Origin of the sequence: Amycolatopsis sp., from assembly GCF_035546795.1 — a bacterium.
Classification (GTDB): domain Bacteria; phylum Actinomycetota; class Actinomycetes; order Mycobacteriales; family Pseudonocardiaceae; genus Amycolatopsis_E.
In genome coordinates this window covers 1-15,485 of record NZ_DASZWC010000024.1, presented here as the reverse complement: position 1 = coordinate 15,485, position 15,485 = coordinate 1, and the positions used below count along the sequence as shown (strand labels likewise).

Sequence of the window (15,485 nt, the reverse complement as noted above, 5' to 3'; positions counted from 1 at the left end):
GAATCCGGGGGTAGAACCGGTTGCCGGGTTGCCCGTAGGGTCCCGGGGTGCTGATGCGAATCCTGCTCGCGACCGCGCTCGCCGCCGGGCCCGCCCCCGCGGACGGCGCGGCCAGGGCCTACATCGACGCGCTGCTCAGCCACGACGCCTCCGCCGTGCCGCTGGCCGCGGACGCGCACCGGGTCGAGAACGGCCTGCCAACGGGCAGCTCCGGCGCCGACATCCGCTGGCAGCTGGACAACGGCCCGCAGTACCGGGTCATCAACGCGATCCGCGACGTGCGGGTGACGACAGACGGGGACCAGGCCGACGCGCACTACCTGCTCGACGCCGGCGTGCTCGGGATCGACCTGGCGACCACCGAGGTCACCGAGCACTTCGACGTGCACGGCGGCGAGATCCACTACATCGAGGCCACCATCACGCCTGTCTTTTAGCCCTGGATCCGGGATTCTCGGGTGCCCCAGTCCCGCTCACGCAGCGCGAACTTCTGGATCTTCCCGGTCGAAGTCTTCGGCAGCTCGGACACGAATTCGATCACGTCGGGCACCTTGTACCGGGCGATCTGGCCACGCACGTGCTCGAGCAGCTCGGGCGCCTCCAGGGACTTCCCCGGCCGCAGCACGACGTAGGCCTTCGGCCGTTCGCCCCATTTCTCGTCCGGCACGCCGACGACCGCGACCTCCAGCACGGCGGGATGCGAGTCGACGGCGGCCTCCACCTCGATGGTCGAGATGTTCTCGCCACCCGAGACGATGATGTCCTTCGCCCTGTCCCGCAACTGGATGTAACCGTCGGGATGCCACACGCCGAGGTCGCCGGAGTGGAACCAGCCGCCGCGGAAAGCGTTTTCCGTGGCCTCCACGTCGTCGAAGTACCCGGACATCACGTTGTTGCCGCGCATCACGACCTCGCCCATGGTGGCGCCGTCGCGCGGGACATCGCGCATGTCGTCGTCCACCACGCGCACACCGTCGGTGACGATCATGCCGACGCCCTGGCGCGACATGACCTTGCTGCGCTCACCGATGTCCAGTTTCAGCCACGAATCCTGCTGCTCGCACACCGTGTACGGGCCGTAGGTCTCGGTCAGCCCGTACACGTGTGTGAGCCGGGCGCCCAGTTCGGTCATCCGGCGGATCACGGTCGGCGACGGCGGCGCACCCGCGGTGGTCACGATGACCTCGTGCGCGAGCGGATGCGCGCCTTCGTGTCCGGCAATGGTCACCAGCACCGTCGGCGCCCCGTTGAGATGCGTGATGCCCTCGGTGTCCAGCAGCCGCCAGATCTCCTTGGCGTCCACCGCGCGCAGGCACACGTGCGTACCGCCGATCGCCGTCACGGCCCACGTGGTGCACCAGCCGTTGCAGTGGAACATCGGCAATGTCCACAGATAGCGGGATTCCGGCGTGTGTCGCGAGTGGACGATCTCGGCGAGCGAGTTCAGGTACGCGCCGCGATGGTGGTACATAACGCCTTTCGGGCGGCCGGTGGTGCCCGAGGTGTAGTTGATCGAGATGGTGCCGCGCTCGTCGGCGACCGTCCACGGCAACGGTTCGTCGCTGCCGCGGGCCAGCAGGTCCGAATAGGACATGCCACCGACAGCGGGATCCGGCTGGGCGCCCGAGGCCGGGTCGGTCACCGTGACGATCGCGTCGAGATCCAGCCCCGGCGGCACCGAACCGTGCAACCCGGCATCGACGACGAGCACCTTCGCGCCGGAATGTTCGAGGATGTAACGGATCTCGGCCGGCGCCAGCCTGGTGTTGATCGCGACGAGCACCGCGCCGGCGAGCGGGACGGCGAAGTGCGCGACGAGCATCTCGGGGATGTTCGGCAGCAGGTACGCCACCCTGTCCCCCGGCTCGACCCCGCACGCGCGCAGGGCATGCGCCACTCGCGTGGCCTCGGCGGCGAACTCGCGGTACGTCGTGCGGCGGTCCCCGTAGACGATCGCGTCCTTGTCGCCGAAGACCTCGGCTGATCGTTCGAGGAACACGAGCGGGGTAAGCGAGGTGTACCAGGTGTCATCGGTGACGGCCATGCGGACATCCTCACCGCAAGACGCGCGCCCGCACAAGCTCAGGAGACCAGCCAGGTCATCCGCTGCCCGAAGCGTGACGTCTGCGCCAGCGCCAGCGCCTCCGCCTTCCCATCGCGCCAGGTGACCAGGCCGAGCGTGCAGTGACCCGTGTCCACGAAGGCCAGCTCGTCGCGCCCCGGCAACACGTGCGCCAAGCCCGCTTCGTACGGCTCGTCGGACACCCACCACACCGGCCGGTCCGCCCCGAGCTTCGCCAGCGCGCCGACGAATCCGGCGCGGCGCTCGGCTTCGAGGTGCCACAGCAGCCTGCTCGTGATCACGATCAACGGGAGCTCGCCCGCCCGCGCCGCGACGGCGTCCAAGTCGTCCACCGCGTCCCCGGTGACCAGGTCCGGGGCGTCCTTGCGCTGCGCGGCCGCGGCGGTGCGCAACAGCCTGATCCGGTCCAGTTGGTCGGCCCAGACGCAGGCCTCCATCCAGGCCAGCTCGTCCTCGTCGGACACGTCGACCACTTCGCGGTCCAACCCGATTTTCGCGCCGACCGCGATCTTCTTCGGCAGCTTCGGCGGCACCGCGCCCGCGTCGAGACGCAGCGCGCAGTGCAGACCGACCGCCGCCTTGGCCGGCCCGGCGGCGATCTGCTCGCCGCCGTCGCACTGGTAGCGGTAGCCGAATTTGTCCAGGCCCAGCAGGAGCCCCGCGCTGCAGCCGATTTCCAGCAGCGCGACCTTGCCCCCGGCCTGTTTCGCGGCCAGCGCCACCGCCGGATACAGCCCCGCGGCCCGGCTGACCTCGTTGGTCTCGGTATGCCGCACCGCGATGATCGCGCGCGCCTTGTCCGCGCGCTCCAGCAGGAACTCGCGGAACACCGGCCAGGTCTGGGTGTCCACCCCGTCGAACCCGCCGAGCGACGGGTAGTACCGCGAAAGCGGGTGGATCGGGTCGGCCTGGATCAGGCGATGCGCGGCGGCCAGCAGGAGCGTCGCGCCCGCTGTCTCGTCCGGGGCCTCCGTCAGGAGGCCCGCGACCTCGTCGTCCTCCGCCGCGTTCGTCGCAAGGTGTTCGTAGAGCGGGGAAACCTCGGCGGCTTCCGCTGCCGCGAACGTACGCAGCCGCCGCTTCACCTCGTCCAGACCGACCGTCACGGAAACACTCCCTATTCGTGGGGGACCGGGCGGGCCGGCTGCTCGCCGCCACGGGCCTCGCCGTAGGAACGCTTGGGCACCATCACCTTACGGCGGAAGGTGCACACGATCGTGCCGTCCTGCTTGTATCCCCGGGTCTCCACGTAGACCACGCCGCGGTCGTCCTTGGACTTGGACGGGGTCTTGTCCAGCACCTCGGTCTCACCGTAGATCGTGTCGCCGTGGAAGGTCGGCTTCACGTGCTTGAGCGATTCGACCTCGAGGTTGGCGATGGCCTTGCCGGACACGTCGGGCACGGACATCCCCAGCAGCAGCGAGTAGATGTAGTTGCCGACCACCACGTTCTTGCCGAAGTCGGTGGTCTCCCCCGCGTAGTGCGCGTCCAGGTGCAGCGGGTGGTGGTTCATGGTGAGCAGGCAGAACAAGTGGTCGTCGTATTCGGTCACCGTCTTGCCCGGCCAGTGCTTGTACACCGCACCCACCTCGAACTCCTCGAAGTACCGCCCGAACTGCACTGGTCTCTACCTCCCGCGAGTAACGCCACATCGACCGCAAACGACGTGACTGATGTTGAGGAGTACCCTCGACTAGCGGAGGCGTCGCGTCAACGCGACCACCGGCACATCTGTCCCCGGCCCGAGGAGGTGAGGAACGCAAGATGAGTAGTGGCGATAGTCCGCTCCCTAGTAGCCCCAGCGTTCCCCTGCCGGTCCGGGATTTCCGCATTCGGTAACACCTTCACGGGAAACGCTGGTCACGACCGGGCGGAAAAGCCGTCCGGTCGTCGTAGGAAGTTCTGCGTCAGCCAGGAGATTCCCATGCCTGCGATTCCCTCTCTCGGTGGCCTGCGTGGCCGGGGTAACAGCCGGGCGCGTGTCCAGCCGCCCATCCCCGTGCCGTTGTCGGCCTATGTCGTCGATTGCGCCGTGTACGTCGACGGCAAGCGGCTGCCAGGGCGATGGACGCACGCCGAGGCCATCAAGGAGGTCCGGCACCGCCGCGAGGGATTCGTCTGGATCGGGCTGCACGAGCCCGACGAAGAGCAGATCCAGGGCATCTCGGACATGTACGGGCTGCACGAGCTGGCGGTGGAAGACGCCGTCCAGGCGCACCAGCGGCCCAAGCTCGAGCGCTACGACGACACGCTGTTCATGGTCCTCAAGACGCTGCGCTACGTGGAACACGAGTCGCCCGACACGGCCAACGAGATCGTCGAGACCGGCGAGCTGATGGCCTTCCTCGGGCTGGACTTCATCATCACGGTCCGGCACGGGGCGCACTCCGGGCTGGCCAGGCTCCGCGGGGATCTCGACGGCGACCCGGAACGGCTCAAGCCGGGCCCGGCCGCCGTGCTGCACGCGATCACCGACCACATCGTGGACCACTACCTCGAGGTGACCAGCGCGGTCGAGGACGACATCGAGGACATGGAGACCCGCGTCTTCGCCCCGCGCACGATGGTCAGCGCCGAGCAGATCTACCTGATGAAGCGCGAGGTGCTGGAGCTGCGCCGGGCGGTGATGCCGCTGGCCGCGCCGGTGCGCAGGCTGTCCGAGGGCTTCACGCGGCTGGTGCCGGACGAGGTGCGCTCCTACTTCCGCGACGTGGACGACCACCTGATCACCGTGTCCGAGCGGGTGGCCGGGTTCGACGAACTGCTGACCACGCTGGTCGACGCGACGGTCGCGAAGATCTCGCTGCAGCAGAACACCGACATGCGCAAGATCACCGCCTGGGCGGCGATGATCACGGTGCCGACGATGATCGCCGGTATCGAGGGCATGAACTTCGAGTACATGCCCGAGCTGCACTGGCAGTTCGGCTATCCGCTGGCACTCATCGTGATCCTGGGTGCGTGCCTGCTCCTCTACCGAATATTCAGGAAGAACAAGTGGCTCTGAGTCCCTGCTTCCTGTTCTCGCGAAAGGAGTTCCGCCATGTCCCGGCTGCTGACCAACCTGAAGTTCTGGGCACTGACCCTGTGCCTGGCGTGGATCGCCACGGTCGCGCTCTTCATCGCCGACCACCCCGATCTCGCGCGCGCGACACATTAGGCGCCTAACCTCTTCAGACATGCGCGCACTCGTTGTCGCGGATGAGGTCGACGAGCGGTTGTGGTCCTGCGGGGCCGGCGACCTCGCGGTCGATCTCGTCCTCGGCGCGGGCGATCTGCCGTTCGACTACCTGGAGTTCCTGGCCGACGCGGTCAACCGGCCCGCCGTGTTCGTGCCGGGCAACCACGACCCGGACCTCGGCGGCCGGTCGCACGGCGGGCTCTTCTTCCGGGCCGGCTTCCCGCAGCGCTGGCCGGGTCCGGCCGGCTGGGTCAACGCCGACGGCCGGGTCGTCGACGTCGCCGGAGTTCGCGTGGCCGGGCTTGGCGGATCGGTGCGCTACAACACCGGCCCGAACCAGTGGACGCAGGCGCAACAAGCCCGCCGGGCCAGGCGACTCGTGCGGGCGGCGAACCACGAACGCCGCAAGGACGGCCGCGGGGTGGACATCCTGCTGACCCACGCGCCGCCACGCGGGCTCGGTGATCGCGAGGACCCGCCGCACCACGGGTTCGAGTGTCTACAGTGGACAGTTGCTCGGCTGCGGCCGAAGTGGTTGCTGCACGGGCACATCCATCCCTACGGCGAGCCCATGCCCGAGCGCCGGCTCGGCGAGACCCGCGTCCGCAACGTCGTCGGGCGCCACCTGCTGGACCTGAACGAGGTAGCGGTATGAGTGACACCGGCTTCCCGCGCGCCGACGCCGAGCACGACTTCCTGCGCGCACGCCGCCGTCAGGTGCTGTCCCGGCTGGCGAACTGGCTGCGCCGCGAACCCGACGACGTCAACATCATGCTGCCCTTCGACGAGGTGGTCGACGCGCTCGGCTACGTCGGCGAGCGGCGGATCGGGCTGCGGGTGATCCAGCTGGACAGCATCGTCGGCAGCGTGGACCGGGGCCGGGACTTCGACCGCCGGTTCCGGCCGACGTCCGGGCGGGTGCGGGAACGCTGGGAACGGCTCGCACTGGCCGCCCGCCGCGGGGAGAACATCCCGCCGATCGAGGTGTACCGGGTGGGCGATCTGCATTTCATCATCGACGGGCACCACCGGGTCTCCGTGGCGCACGCGCTCGGACTGTCCACGATAGACGCCTACGTGACCGAGGTGCGGACGAAGCTCAAGCCGGCCGGGATCCGGTACCGGGGCGATCTGATCGTGAAGGACTACCGGCGGCTGTTCCTGGAACGGGTGCCGCTGACGGGCAGCGCGCGGGCCGACGTGGTGTTGTCCGATCCCTGGCATTACGCGATGCTCGGCGAGCACGTGGAGGCCTGGGGTTTCCGGCTGATGCAGGACGAGGGCACCTTCCTCGACCGCGCCACGGTGGCGAACCGTTGGTACGAAAAGGAATACCAGCCGGTGGTGGAGATGCTGCGGCAGGCGGACCTGATCGGCGACCGCACCGAGGCCGAAGCCTACATGTGGGTCGCCGCCGAGCGGTACCGCCTGATCCGCACGCACCGGTGGGACGACGAGGTCATCGAGACCCTGCGGTCGTCCCACCGGCGTTGAGCCATCACATGTGGACGGCGGCCGGCTCACCACTGGGTGCGGCGGGCGCACCCGGCTTGAGCAACAGGCCGCAGATGACGGCACCGGCGATGAAGATGCCCGCGCCCCAGGCGAACGCCGTGGTGTAGCTGTGCACGGCGGCCTCCGCCACGACCTGTCCGGTCAGCTGCTTGCCCGCGGTGAACGAGCTGAGCGCGTTGGCCGCGACCGAGGACAGCAGCGCGGTCCCGATCGAACCGCCGACCTGCTGGGAGGTGTTCACGGTGGCCGAAGCGACACCTGCGTCGTGCCGGTCGACGCCAGCGGTGGCGACGTTCATCGACGGGGCCATCGCCAGTCCGAGGCCCAGCCCGATGGCGATCAGCGGGAACAGCACACCGTTGAGGTAGGTGCTGTTCGTGTCGATCAGGCTCAGCCAGAACATCCCCGCGGCCGCGACGGTCATCCCGATCGCCACCAGCGGCTTGGCCCCGAACCTCGGCAGCAGCGTCGCGGTCGAGGTGGTCGCCGTCAGCATCAGCGCGGCCACCATCGGCAGGTAGGCGACGCCGGAGATGACCGGCGAGAAGCCGAGGTTCTGCTGCAGGTAGTAGGTCAGGAACAGGAAGATCCCGAACATCCCGATGCTGACGATGAACACGGCGATGTAGGCACCGCCGCGGTCACGGTCGAGCACCACGCGCAGCGGCAGCAGCGGGTTCGCCGACCGCGACTGGATGGCGACGAACACACCGAGCAGCACCACACCGGCGGCAAGGAAGCCCCAGACCAGCGGGTTGGACCAGTCGTGGGTCTCGGCGTTGGAGAAGCCGTAGACCAGCGTGAACAGCCCCGCCGAAGCGGTGATCGTGCCGGGGATGTCAAGCTTGGGCCGGTGCTCCGAGCGACGGTGGCGCAGCAGCACCACCCCGCCGATGAAGGCGATGACGGCGAAGATGATGTTCACGAACATGCACCAGCGCCAGTCGAGGTACTCGGTCAGCACGCCACCGAGCAACAGGCCGAGCGCGGCTCCCCCACCGGCGATCGCCCCGAAGATGCCGAACGCACGGCCACGCTCCTTGACGTCGGTGAACGTCGTGGTCAGCAGCGACAGCGCGGCGGGCGCGAGCAGCGCACCGAACACACCCTGCGCGGCACGCGCGATGAGCAGCATTTCGATCCCGTTCGCCGCGCCACCGACCGCGGAGGCGATGGCGAATCCGGCGAGCCCGATCAGGAAGGCGTATTTGCGGCCGAACAGGTCGGCGACGCGGCCGCCGAGCAGCAGGAGGCTGCCGAAGGCGAGCGCGTAGGCGGTGACGACCCATTGGCGGGCGTCACTGGAGAAGCCGAGGTCGTGCTGCGCGGTGGGCAGCGCGATGTTCACGATCGTCGCGTCGAGCACGACCATCAGCTGTGCGAGGGCGATCATCACCAGGATCAGCCAGCGCCTGGCGTGATGCGGGTCTTCTTGCTGCCGCGAGCCGAGTGACTCGACGACCGCAGTGGATGAATCAGTCATTCGCGGTTTCCCCTGACGTACTATGTGGAGTAGAGGCCTCCCCTTGGAATCCACCGTACAGGAAGTGGAGGGGATACCTCGACTTCGTCGGAGATGGGAAAGCATGATCCGAGACACACCGCGGACCGCAACGACGCGGCCGCTTCGGCGCGACGCCGAACTGAACCGCCAGCGCATGATCGCCGCTGCTCGCGAGGTTTTCCGGGAGCGCGGATTCGAAACGACGCTGGACGACGTCGCCGCCAGAGCCGGCCTCGGGGTGGGCACGGTCTATCGCCGCTTCCCGAACAAAGAGCACCTGGTCGACGCGATGTTCGCGGAACGGCTCGACGGCATCGGTGAGCTTGCGCACGCGGCGCTCGAGCGCGACGACGCCTGGCAGGGTTTCGTCGACTTCCTGTGGCAGGCGGCGGAACTGATCGCCGAAGACCGCGGCCTGCACGACGTGATGGTCAGCAAGGCCTTCGGGCACCAGCGGGTGGCCGAGGCACGGGACAGACTGATCCCGGTCGTGCAGGAACTGGTCCAACGGGCCCAGCGCTCCGGCTGCCTGCGGGCCGACTTCGAGCCCCAGGACATGGTGGTGCTGTTCAAGATGATCGGCGCCGCGGCCCAGTACACCCATCCCGTCTCGCCCGATCTGTGGAAGCGCTACTTCGCGCTGGTCCTCGACAGCCTGCGCGGGCGGCCCGGGCCGCCGTCGCCGCTGCCGCTGAAGGCGCCCGAGATCGAACTGCTCGACGACGCGATGAACCACTGGTGCAAGTGAGTTCGCTCACCGCGGGGCGCTGACAACAGCCCGAGCCCGGCGAGCGCGAGCACGCCACAACCGCCGAACACGATCAGCGTGCCCGGCGACAGGGCGTCGGCCTCGCCGAGCACGGTCAGGCCCAGCGCCGCGGCCGAGATCGGGTTCGCCACCGTCTGACAGCCCACGACGACATCCGGCGGCCCACTCGCGTGCGCGAGCTGAACCAGCCACGCCGCGGCCGCGAACGCCATCACCGCACCGAGCAGCGAGGACCACGGCAACTCCGCCGCTCCGAGCGTCCGCACCGAATACGCGACATCCCGCACCAGCACGGAAACCAGGCCGTAGCTCGCTCCCGCCGCCAGTGACAGCGCGACGCACCGGGCCACCCCGCGGCGCAGGAACGCGGCAATGCCGAGTACCGCGACCACGGCGATGATCAACTGCGCCGAGTCGGAAACCGCACGTGGCGAAATGTCGGCGTCCTTCGCCGCCCCGGCCGACAACGCGACGAACGCGCCGACCGACAACGACACCCCGGCGATCCCGATCCCCCGCGTCCGGCTGACATTTCCGCCCAACAGGGCCACCACCGGCAACGCGAGCACGGCCAGCGGCGCGACGACGACCACCGGGGCGAACGCCAGCGCCACCACCTGCAGCACCGAACATGCCGTCAACGCCACGAATCCGAGCTGCCACTGCCTGTTCCGGGCCAACGACCCCAACCGCAGCCCGCGCGACTGCGCGCGTACTCCGGCGTGCTGCAGCCTGGCGCCCACCGCCGCGAAAACCGCGGCCAAGGCGGCGCAAAGCACCGCGACCACGATCATCGGACGAGGCCTGCCGCTCGGGGCTTCACGACGCCGAGCCTGCCTGCGCCAGCCTGAGAAATCGTTCAGGCGCCGTCAACTTCCTTGCAGCGCTCCGAATTCCGTGGACACGAGCTCGGCGGACCGGTCCGGCGGCTCTCGTGGTGGAAAGTGCCGACCCCGTCGAGCACCACCCGGCGGTAGCCGTCCGGGAACAGTCCGGACCTGCCCGCGCTGGTCTCGGGAAGGTTGTCGGCGTCCTCGGCGCCGTGGATCACCAGCGTCGGCCGCCGCACCGGCGCCGGTTCGTGATCGGAACCCAGTCTTCGTTGTCCCACGCCGCCAGTCGTGCCCGACCAGCCGCACATCCGTGAGTGCCATCGCCTCGAGAAAGTCCGCGAGGTCACCGCGCGGCTTGTCCGCGCGGCGGAACCGCGTTCCATGGCAGCCCGCAAACGGCGCCCGCGCTCACTCCTCGTAGGTCAGATTCGCCCCGTTCGACGGGTCGAACAGCTGCAGTTTCGCGGTGTCGAACCAGACCTCCGCCTCGGTGCCCTGGACGATCGGCGACGCCGCGGACAGCCGGGTGACGATCTGCAGGCCGCCACCTGGCATGTCGTCGGCGCCGGTGTCAGCCGCCAGCTCGGCCAGCTCCGAGGTACTCGCCTGCTCGCCCTCGACGGTGAAGTACGCGTACTTCTCCGAGCCCATCGACTCCAGCACGTCCACATGCGCCCGGAACGTGACCCCGCCGGCACGCGCGGCCTCGTCGAGCAGCGACGCGTCCTCGAAGTGCTCGGGCCGCACCCCGGCGATGACGTCACGCGGAGCGTTCGCCGCCTCGGCGAGGCGCCGCACCTTGTCCGGCAGCGCGAACGTGCCCAGCGGGCTCTTGAGCTGCCCCTCCTCCAGCGTTCCCGGGACGAAGTTCATCGACGGGGAGCCGATGAAACCCGCCACGAACAGGTTCGCGGGGTGCTCGTAGAGGAACTGCGGGGTACCGATCTGCTGCACGTAACCCGCGCGCAGCACCACCACCCTGTCCCCGAGTGTCATCGCCTCTGTCTGGTCGTGCGTGACGTACAGCGTGGTGGTGCCCAGCTGTTTCTGCAGCTTCGACACCGACGTACGCATCTGCCCGCGCAGTTTGGCGTCCAGATTGGACAGTGGCTCGTCCATCAGGAACGCCTTGGGGCTGCGCACGATCGCCCGGCCCATCGCCACCCGCTGCCGCTGCCCGCCGGAGAGGTTCGCCGGCTTGCGGTCCAGGTGCTGGGTCAGATCCAGGATCTGCGCGGCCTCCTCCACCTTTTGCCGCACCGTCGCGTCGTCCACTTTGGCCAGTCGCAGCGGGAAGGCCATGTTCTCGCGCACACTCATGTGCGGATACAGCGCGTAGGACTGGAACACCATCGCGATGTCGCGGTCCTTCGGCGCCTTTTCGTTCACCCGCTTGCCGTCGATGCGCAGCTCGCCGGAGCTGATGTCCTCCAGCCCGGCCACCATGTTCAGCGTGGTGGACTTCCCGCAGCCGGATGGGCCGACGAGGATGATGAACTCCCCGTCCGCGACCTGCAGGTCCACTTCGGACACCGCGAGCGCGCCGTCGGGGTAACGCTTGCTCACTTTGTCGAGAACGATTTCAGCCATGCCACTACCCCTTCACGGCACCGGAGGTCAGCCCAGCGACGATACGGCGCTGGAAGAACAACACGAACAGGATGATCGGGATGGTGATCACCACGGCCGCCGCGGAGATCGTCCCGGTCGGGTCCTCGAACTGGGAGGCCCCGGTGAAGAACGACAGCGCCGCGGGCACCGTGCGCGACGCGTTGGTCGACGTCAGCGAGATCGCGAACAGGAAGTCGTTCCAGCAGAAGATGAACACCAGGATCGCGGTGGTGAACACACCCGGCGCGGCCAGCGGGGCGATCACCCTGCGGAACGCCTGCCCCGGGGTGGCCCCGTCCATCTTCGCCGCTTTTTCCAGCTCCCACGGGATTTCCCGGAAGAACGCCGACAACGTGTAGATCGCCAGCGGCAGCGCGAACGTGATGTACGGCAGGATCAGGCCGAGCCACGTGTCGAACAGCCCGAGCGAACGCTCGATGTTGAACAGCGGGCTGACCAGCGAAACCTGGGGGAACATCGCGATCAGCAGGGAGACCCCGACCAGCACGCCCTTGCCGGGGAAGTCCAGCCGCGCGATCGCATACGCCGCCATCGTGCCGAGTACGACCGCGATCACGGTGGCGATCACCGCGATGCCGATCGAGTTGACCAGCGCCCGGATGAAGTCGTCGGTCTGGAAGATGTCCACGTAGTTCTGGAACGTCCAGGACTTCGGGATGAAGCTGCCGTCGTCGAGGGTTTCCTTGGTCTTGAACGACAACGACAGGATCCACAGCACCGGGAACAGCGCATAGACCACGACCACGATGTTCACCAGCGTCCAGCGCGTTCTGCGCCCGGCGGTGATCGCGCCCTGCATCGCCATCAGCGCTTCCCTCCCGAGTCACTGCCCGGCGCCGCGGTGCCGAACACCTTGATGAAGATGAACGCGATGATCGCGACCGTGATGAAGATCAGCACCGACATCGTCGAGCCGATCCCGAGGTTGAGCCCCTTCAACAGGTTGTTGTAGGTCTGCATGGACACCGAGGACGTGTCGTTCGCGCCGCTGGTGAGCACGTAGATGTTGTCGAAGATGCGGAACGCGTCCAGTGTGCGGAACAGCAGCGCCACCAGTATCGCCGGTTTCATCACCGGCACCATCACCTTGACGAAGCGCTGCCAGGCGTTCGCCCCGTCCATCGCCGCCGCCTTGAGCAGATCGTCCGGCACCAGCGCCAGTCCGGCCATCAGCAGCAGCGCCATGAACGGCGTCGTCTTCCACACCTCGGCCAGGATGATGATCGCCAGCGAGGGGATGTACTGGGTCAGCGGCGCGGCGTCCGGGCCGAGCAGGTTGGCGAGGTACCCGGTGCCGGGAGTCCAGGCGTAGTACCAGGAGAAGGCCGCCACCACCGTCACGATCCCGTACGGGATAAGGGAAACCGTGCGCACCAGACCGCGCCCGATGATGGTGCGGTGCATGATCAGCGCCAGCAGCATACCCAGCACCAGCTCGATCACCACGGACACGACGGTGATCAGCATCGTGGTGCCGAACGCCGTCCACCAGTAGGAGTTCGTCAGCACCGTCGCGTAGTTCGCCAGCCCGATGAACTGCCGCTGCGACGGGAACCTCAGGTCGTAGCGCTGCAGCGACAGCCAGATCGAGTAGACGATCGGATACCCGGTGACCGCGATCATCACGATCGCCGCCGGGGCGCACAACAGCAGCCCGAGCCGCCGCTCCGCGCGCTTGCCCTCGCTCAGCGGGGGCTTGCCCTTCTTCGCCGGTTCCGCCGTGGCGGCCGGGGTTTCGGTCGCGGCGTGGCTCACGGGATCACTCCTTTCGACTGGAGCGCATCGGACAGCCTGCTGCGCAACTCGTCTGCGGTGGACTGCGGATCGATCTTCGACGGTGGCGAGAGCACCTTCGAGATCACCGTGGACAGGCTCTGGTACGCCGGGGTGAGCGGCCGCACCGCGGCGTTCTTCAACGCGGCGAGAATGGTGTCGCGCATCGGATACGCGGTTTCCATGCTCGGATTGGCCGACGCGTCAACGGGTTTGCTCGCATCGAGCGGGGTGGTGTCACTGTAGATCGACTCGATACTCGGCGGCACCCCGTCCTTGAGCGCGGAGAACTTCTGGCTGTCCTTGTCACGCAAGCACAACGCGGCCTCGAACGCCTCCGGCTTGTGCTGCGAATAGGAACTGACGGCGAGGTCGTAACCGCCGATCGTGGTCTTGGCCGGCGTGCCCGGGTTGACCGCGGGATACGTCGCCCACTTGAAATGCGAAAGGGCTTCCTTCGACTGTTCCTTCGCGAAGGAGGCGTAGACGAATGGCCAGTTCAGCTCGAACGCGCCGTTCCCGCGCTCGAAAGCCTGCCGGGTTTCGTCCTCCTTCGAGTTCGTCAGCGACGGGTCGGTGATGCCATTCGAAGTGACATCCTTGAGAATTTGTAACGCCTGCACCGCGCCGGCGTCCATCACCACGGATTTGCCGTCGTCGGAAAGAATGTGCCCGCCCGCGGATTCGACGAGGGTGTTGTAGACGACCACCAGCCCTTCGTACTGGGCACCGGTGAACAGGATGTTGTGCGGTTTGCCCTGCGCCTTGAGCTGCTCCGCCTGCGCGATCATGTCCGTCCAGGTGGCGGGCGGCCGCGGGGTGATCCGGTCGTCGTACCACAGCAGCTGGACGTTCGTGTTCTTCGTCGCGGCGTAGAGTTTTCCGTTCCAGGTGGCGGTTTCCAGCGGCCCGGGCAGCACACCCGTCGTCGCCGCCGTCTTGTTGGCGCCCGTCCATTCCTCGGCCCAGCCGGCTTCGGCGAACTCCGGCACCCAGGTCACGTCGAGGCCGAGCACGTCCATCCCGGAATCACCGGCGGCGAGCCGGCGCACCATCTGCTGGCGCTGGTCGTCCGCGCCGCGCTGGAGTTTGTTGTAGACGATGTGATAGCGCCCGGCCGCCTGGGCGTTGCAGTTGTCCACCACGCTCTGGAAAGTGTCTTCCGGCGCGTAATAGACGTTGATGGTTATCCCGCTTTGCGAGCTACACGCGGTGAGCATGCCGGCGGCGACCAAACCGGCCCCCAGTACCGCCGTACTCCTCCGCCTACGCCACCCCATCCAGTCCTCCTTGTCCGACGCGGACGCCGACGGAGAATCGCACCGCACGTCGACGTGCCTGTGGATCGGTGGGGACCAAACCTATGCCCGGCGATGATCAGCCGCAAGCTTGAACGATCACGATTCAGCCGGTTGACCCGGATGGCCGCATCGCGAGCCTGGCCAGCAGGTCGCGCCCCTGCTCGGCGTTGCGCGGCTGGCACAGCACGTCATAGCGGCCGGCGACGAGCTGGCTCGCGGAGGAGAAGTCCCTGCGGCCGCGGGTCATCGCGTACGCGCCGGCCGCGAGCACTACGCCGAACACCATGCCCGCGACCAAACCGACCAGCGCCGGCTGGTAGGTGACCCCGTTGCCGGTGTTGAAGAAGCTCAGCAGAATGCCGACCAGCAAGCCGAACCAGCCGCCCGAGATCGCGCCGCTGCCCAGCGCCTTGCCCCAGGACAGCCTGCCGATGACACGCTCCACGAGCATCAGGTCCACCCCGACGATCGTGACGTCTTCGACCGTGAAGTCCTGCTCCGCCAGATGTTCGACCGCACGCTGGGCCTCGACGTAGGTCGAATACGAGCCGATCGGCCACCCACTCGGCGGGGTGGGCGTCCGCGGCAGCCCCTGCTGGGATCGTCCTCGAGAGGAAAACGCGCCGGTCACGGTCATCACCTGTGCTGTTCGCTCGGTCGGGCTTGCTCACTGTCAAGCACTAGGAAACCACGCGAACCCGGCAGGAAGTCACCCCATCCGGCGACCAGGCGGGCGAAGATCAGCCCTTGGAGCGGTATTCGCGCAGCAGACCGCGGCTGATGATCGTCTTCTGGATCTCGCTGGTGCCCTCGCCGATCAGCAGGAACGGGGCCTCGCGCATGAGGCGTTCGATTTCGTATTCCTTGCTGTAGCCGTATCCGCCGTGGATGCGG

General features: G+C 67.8%; 17 protein-coding genes. 5 read left to right on the top strand and 12 right to left on the bottom strand.

Annotated features, from left to right (window positions below; genetic code table 11):
• The first annotated feature begins 47 nt into the window (after nt 1-47).
• The gene (locus VHD82_RS15785; RefSeq protein ID WP_325703433.1) at nt 48-437 is read left to right on the top strand and encodes a hypothetical protein; all 390 of its coding nucleotides are present in this window, start codon (nt 48-50) and stop codon (nt 435-437) included.
• Here VHD82_RS15785 and VHD82_RS15780 read toward each other — a convergent pair.
• From VHD82_RS15780 to VHD82_RS15770, 3 genes are read right to left on the bottom strand one after another with little or no spacing between them, the layout of a single operon-like run.
• Nucleotides 434-2,044, bottom strand: coding sequence for an acyl--CoA ligase family protein (locus tag VHD82_RS15780; protein WP_325703430.1), 1,611 nt, complete (start codon nt 2,042-2,044; stop codon nt 434-436). The genes VHD82_RS15785 and VHD82_RS15780 overlap by 4 nt on opposite strands.
• A gap of 38 nt (nt 2,045-2,082) precedes the next feature.
• On the bottom strand, nt 2,083-3,189 hold the full coding sequence (locus tag VHD82_RS15775; RefSeq protein WP_325703427.1) for a DUF2332 domain-containing protein: 1,107 nt from the start codon (nt 3,187-3,189) through the stop codon (nt 2,083-2,085).
• An 11-nt stretch (nt 3,190-3,200) separates the two neighbouring features.
• Nucleotides 3,201-3,704, bottom strand: a complete 504-nt coding sequence (locus tag VHD82_RS15770) for a MaoC family dehydratase (RefSeq protein WP_144643421.1) — start codon at nt 3,702-3,704, stop codon at nt 3,201-3,203.
• 303 nt (nt 3,705-4,007) lie between these two features.
• Here VHD82_RS15770 and VHD82_RS15765 point away from each other — a divergent pair, with 303 nt between their 5' ends.
• The 3 genes from VHD82_RS15765 to VHD82_RS15755 all read left to right on the top strand — a co-directional run bounded on the left by VHD82_RS15765 (nt 4,008) and on the right by VHD82_RS15755 (nt 6,758).
• Nucleotides 4,008-5,090, top strand: a complete 1,083-nt coding sequence (locus VHD82_RS15765) for a magnesium and cobalt transport protein CorA (RefSeq protein ID WP_325703424.1) — start codon at nt 4,008-4,010, stop codon at nt 5,088-5,090.
• 172 nt (nt 5,091-5,262) lie between these two features.
• The gene (locus VHD82_RS15760; protein ID WP_325703421.1) at nt 5,263-5,919 is read left to right on the top strand and encodes a metallophosphoesterase family protein; all 657 of its coding nucleotides are present in this window, start codon (nt 5,263-5,265) and stop codon (nt 5,917-5,919) included.
• Nucleotides 5,916-6,758 (top strand): ParB N-terminal domain-containing protein, encoded by an 843-nt coding sequence (locus VHD82_RS15755; RefSeq protein WP_325703418.1) that lies wholly within the window; start codon nt 5,916-5,918, stop codon nt 6,756-6,758. The genes VHD82_RS15760 and VHD82_RS15755 overlap by 4 nt, the downstream gene beginning before the upstream one ends.
• Nucleotides 6,759-6,762: 4 nt before the next feature.
• Here the strand turns inward: VHD82_RS15755 and VHD82_RS15750 are convergent, their stop codons facing one another.
• Nucleotides 6,763-8,262: an MFS transporter gene (locus VHD82_RS15750; RefSeq protein ID WP_325703415.1), complete on the bottom strand. Its 1,500-nt coding sequence runs from the start codon at nt 8,260-8,262 to the stop codon at nt 6,763-6,765.
• 103 nt (nt 8,263-8,365) lie between these two features.
• Between VHD82_RS15750 and VHD82_RS15745 the strand changes: the two genes are divergently transcribed.
• Nucleotides 8,366-9,031 (top strand): helix-turn-helix domain-containing protein, encoded by a 666-nt coding sequence (locus VHD82_RS15745; RefSeq protein ID WP_325703412.1) that lies wholly within the window; start codon nt 8,366-8,368, stop codon nt 9,029-9,031.
• On the opposite strand, the gene VHD82_RS15740 is transcribed toward VHD82_RS15745, so the two are convergent.
• From VHD82_RS15740 to VHD82_RS15705, 8 genes are all read right to left on the bottom strand, one after another.
• A complete protein-coding gene (locus VHD82_RS15740) occupies nt 8,914-9,846 on the bottom strand; it encodes a hypothetical protein (protein ID WP_325703409.1) in 933 nt (310 codons plus the stop codon). The genes VHD82_RS15745 and VHD82_RS15740 overlap by 118 nt on opposite strands.
• 65 nt (nt 9,847-9,911) lie before the next feature.
• Nucleotides 9,912-10,163 (bottom strand): hypothetical protein, encoded by a 252-nt coding sequence (locus VHD82_RS15735; RefSeq protein ID WP_325703406.1) that lies wholly within the window; start codon nt 10,161-10,163, stop codon nt 9,912-9,914.
• A gap of 130 nt (nt 10,164-10,293) precedes the next feature.
• Nucleotides 10,294-11,475, bottom strand: coding sequence for a sn-glycerol-3-phosphate ABC transporter ATP-binding protein UgpC (locus VHD82_RS15730; protein WP_325703403.1), 1,182 nt, complete (start codon nt 11,473-11,475; stop codon nt 10,294-10,296).
• 4 nt (nt 11,476-11,479) lie between these two features.
• Nucleotides 11,480-12,322, bottom strand: coding sequence for a carbohydrate ABC transporter permease (locus VHD82_RS15725; RefSeq protein WP_325703400.1), 843 nt, complete (start codon nt 12,320-12,322; stop codon nt 11,480-11,482).
• Complete coding sequence (locus VHD82_RS15720) at nt 12,322-13,272, bottom strand: sugar ABC transporter permease (protein WP_325703397.1); 951 nt, start codon at nt 13,270-13,272, stop codon at nt 12,322-12,324. Before VHD82_RS15720 ends, VHD82_RS15725 begins: the two co-directional genes overlap by 1 nt.
• Complete coding sequence (locus VHD82_RS15715) at nt 13,269-14,570, bottom strand: ABC transporter substrate-binding protein (RefSeq protein WP_325703394.1); 1,302 nt, start codon at nt 14,568-14,570, stop codon at nt 13,269-13,271. Before VHD82_RS15715 ends, VHD82_RS15720 begins: the two co-directional genes overlap by 4 nt.
• Nucleotides 14,571-14,694: 124 nt before the next feature.
• A complete protein-coding gene (locus tag VHD82_RS15710) occupies nt 14,695-15,228 on the bottom strand; it encodes a general stress protein (RefSeq protein ID WP_325703391.1) in 534 nt (177 codons plus the stop codon).
• A 103-nt stretch (nt 15,229-15,331) separates the two neighbouring features.
• On the bottom strand, nt 15,332-15,485 hold a 154-nt coding region (locus VHD82_RS15705), incomplete at its 5' end, for an acyl-CoA dehydrogenase family protein (protein ID WP_325703732.1).

Excerpts from the sequence above, each read along its gene's own strand:
- VHD82_RS15715 (WP_325703394.1), bottom strand. The coding sequence starts at position 14,570 with ATGGGGTGGCGTAGGCGGAGGAGTACGGCGGTACTGGGGGCCGGTTTG.
- VHD82_RS15750 (WP_325703415.1), bottom strand. The coding sequence starts at position 8,262 with ATGACTGATTCATCCACTGCGGTCGTCGAGTCACTCGGCTCGCGGCAG.
- VHD82_RS15765 (WP_325703424.1), top strand. The coding sequence starts at position 4,008 with ATGCCTGCGATTCCCTCTCTCGGTGGCCTGCGTGGCCGGGGTAACAGC.
- VHD82_RS15780 (WP_325703430.1), bottom strand. The coding sequence starts at position 2,044 with ATGGCCGTCACCGATGACACCTGGTACACCTCGCTTACCCCGCTCGTG.
- VHD82_RS15760 (WP_325703421.1), top strand. The coding sequence starts at position 5,263 with ATGCGCGCACTCGTTGTCGCGGATGAGGTCGACGAGCGGTTGTGGTCC.
- VHD82_RS15725 (WP_325703400.1), bottom strand. The coding sequence starts at position 12,322 with ATGGCGATGCAGGGCGCGATCACCGCCGGGCGCAGAACGCGCTGGACG.
- VHD82_RS15755 (WP_325703418.1), top strand. The coding sequence starts at position 5,916 with ATGAGTGACACCGGCTTCCCGCGCGCCGACGCCGAGCACGACTTCCTG.
- VHD82_RS15745 (WP_325703412.1), top strand. The coding sequence starts at position 8,366 with ATGATCCGAGACACACCGCGGACCGCAACGACGCGGCCGCTTCGGCGC.
- VHD82_RS15730 (WP_325703403.1), bottom strand. The coding sequence starts at position 11,475 with ATGGCTGAAATCGTTCTCGACAAAGTGAGCAAGCGTTACCCCGACGGC.
- VHD82_RS15710 (WP_325703391.1), bottom strand. The coding sequence starts at position 15,228 with ATGACCGTGACCGGCGCGTTTTCCTCTCGAGGACGATCCCAGCAGGGG.
- VHD82_RS15740 (WP_325703409.1), bottom strand. The coding sequence starts at position 9,846 with ATGATCGTGGTCGCGGTGCTTTGCGCCGCCTTGGCCGCGGTTTTCGCG.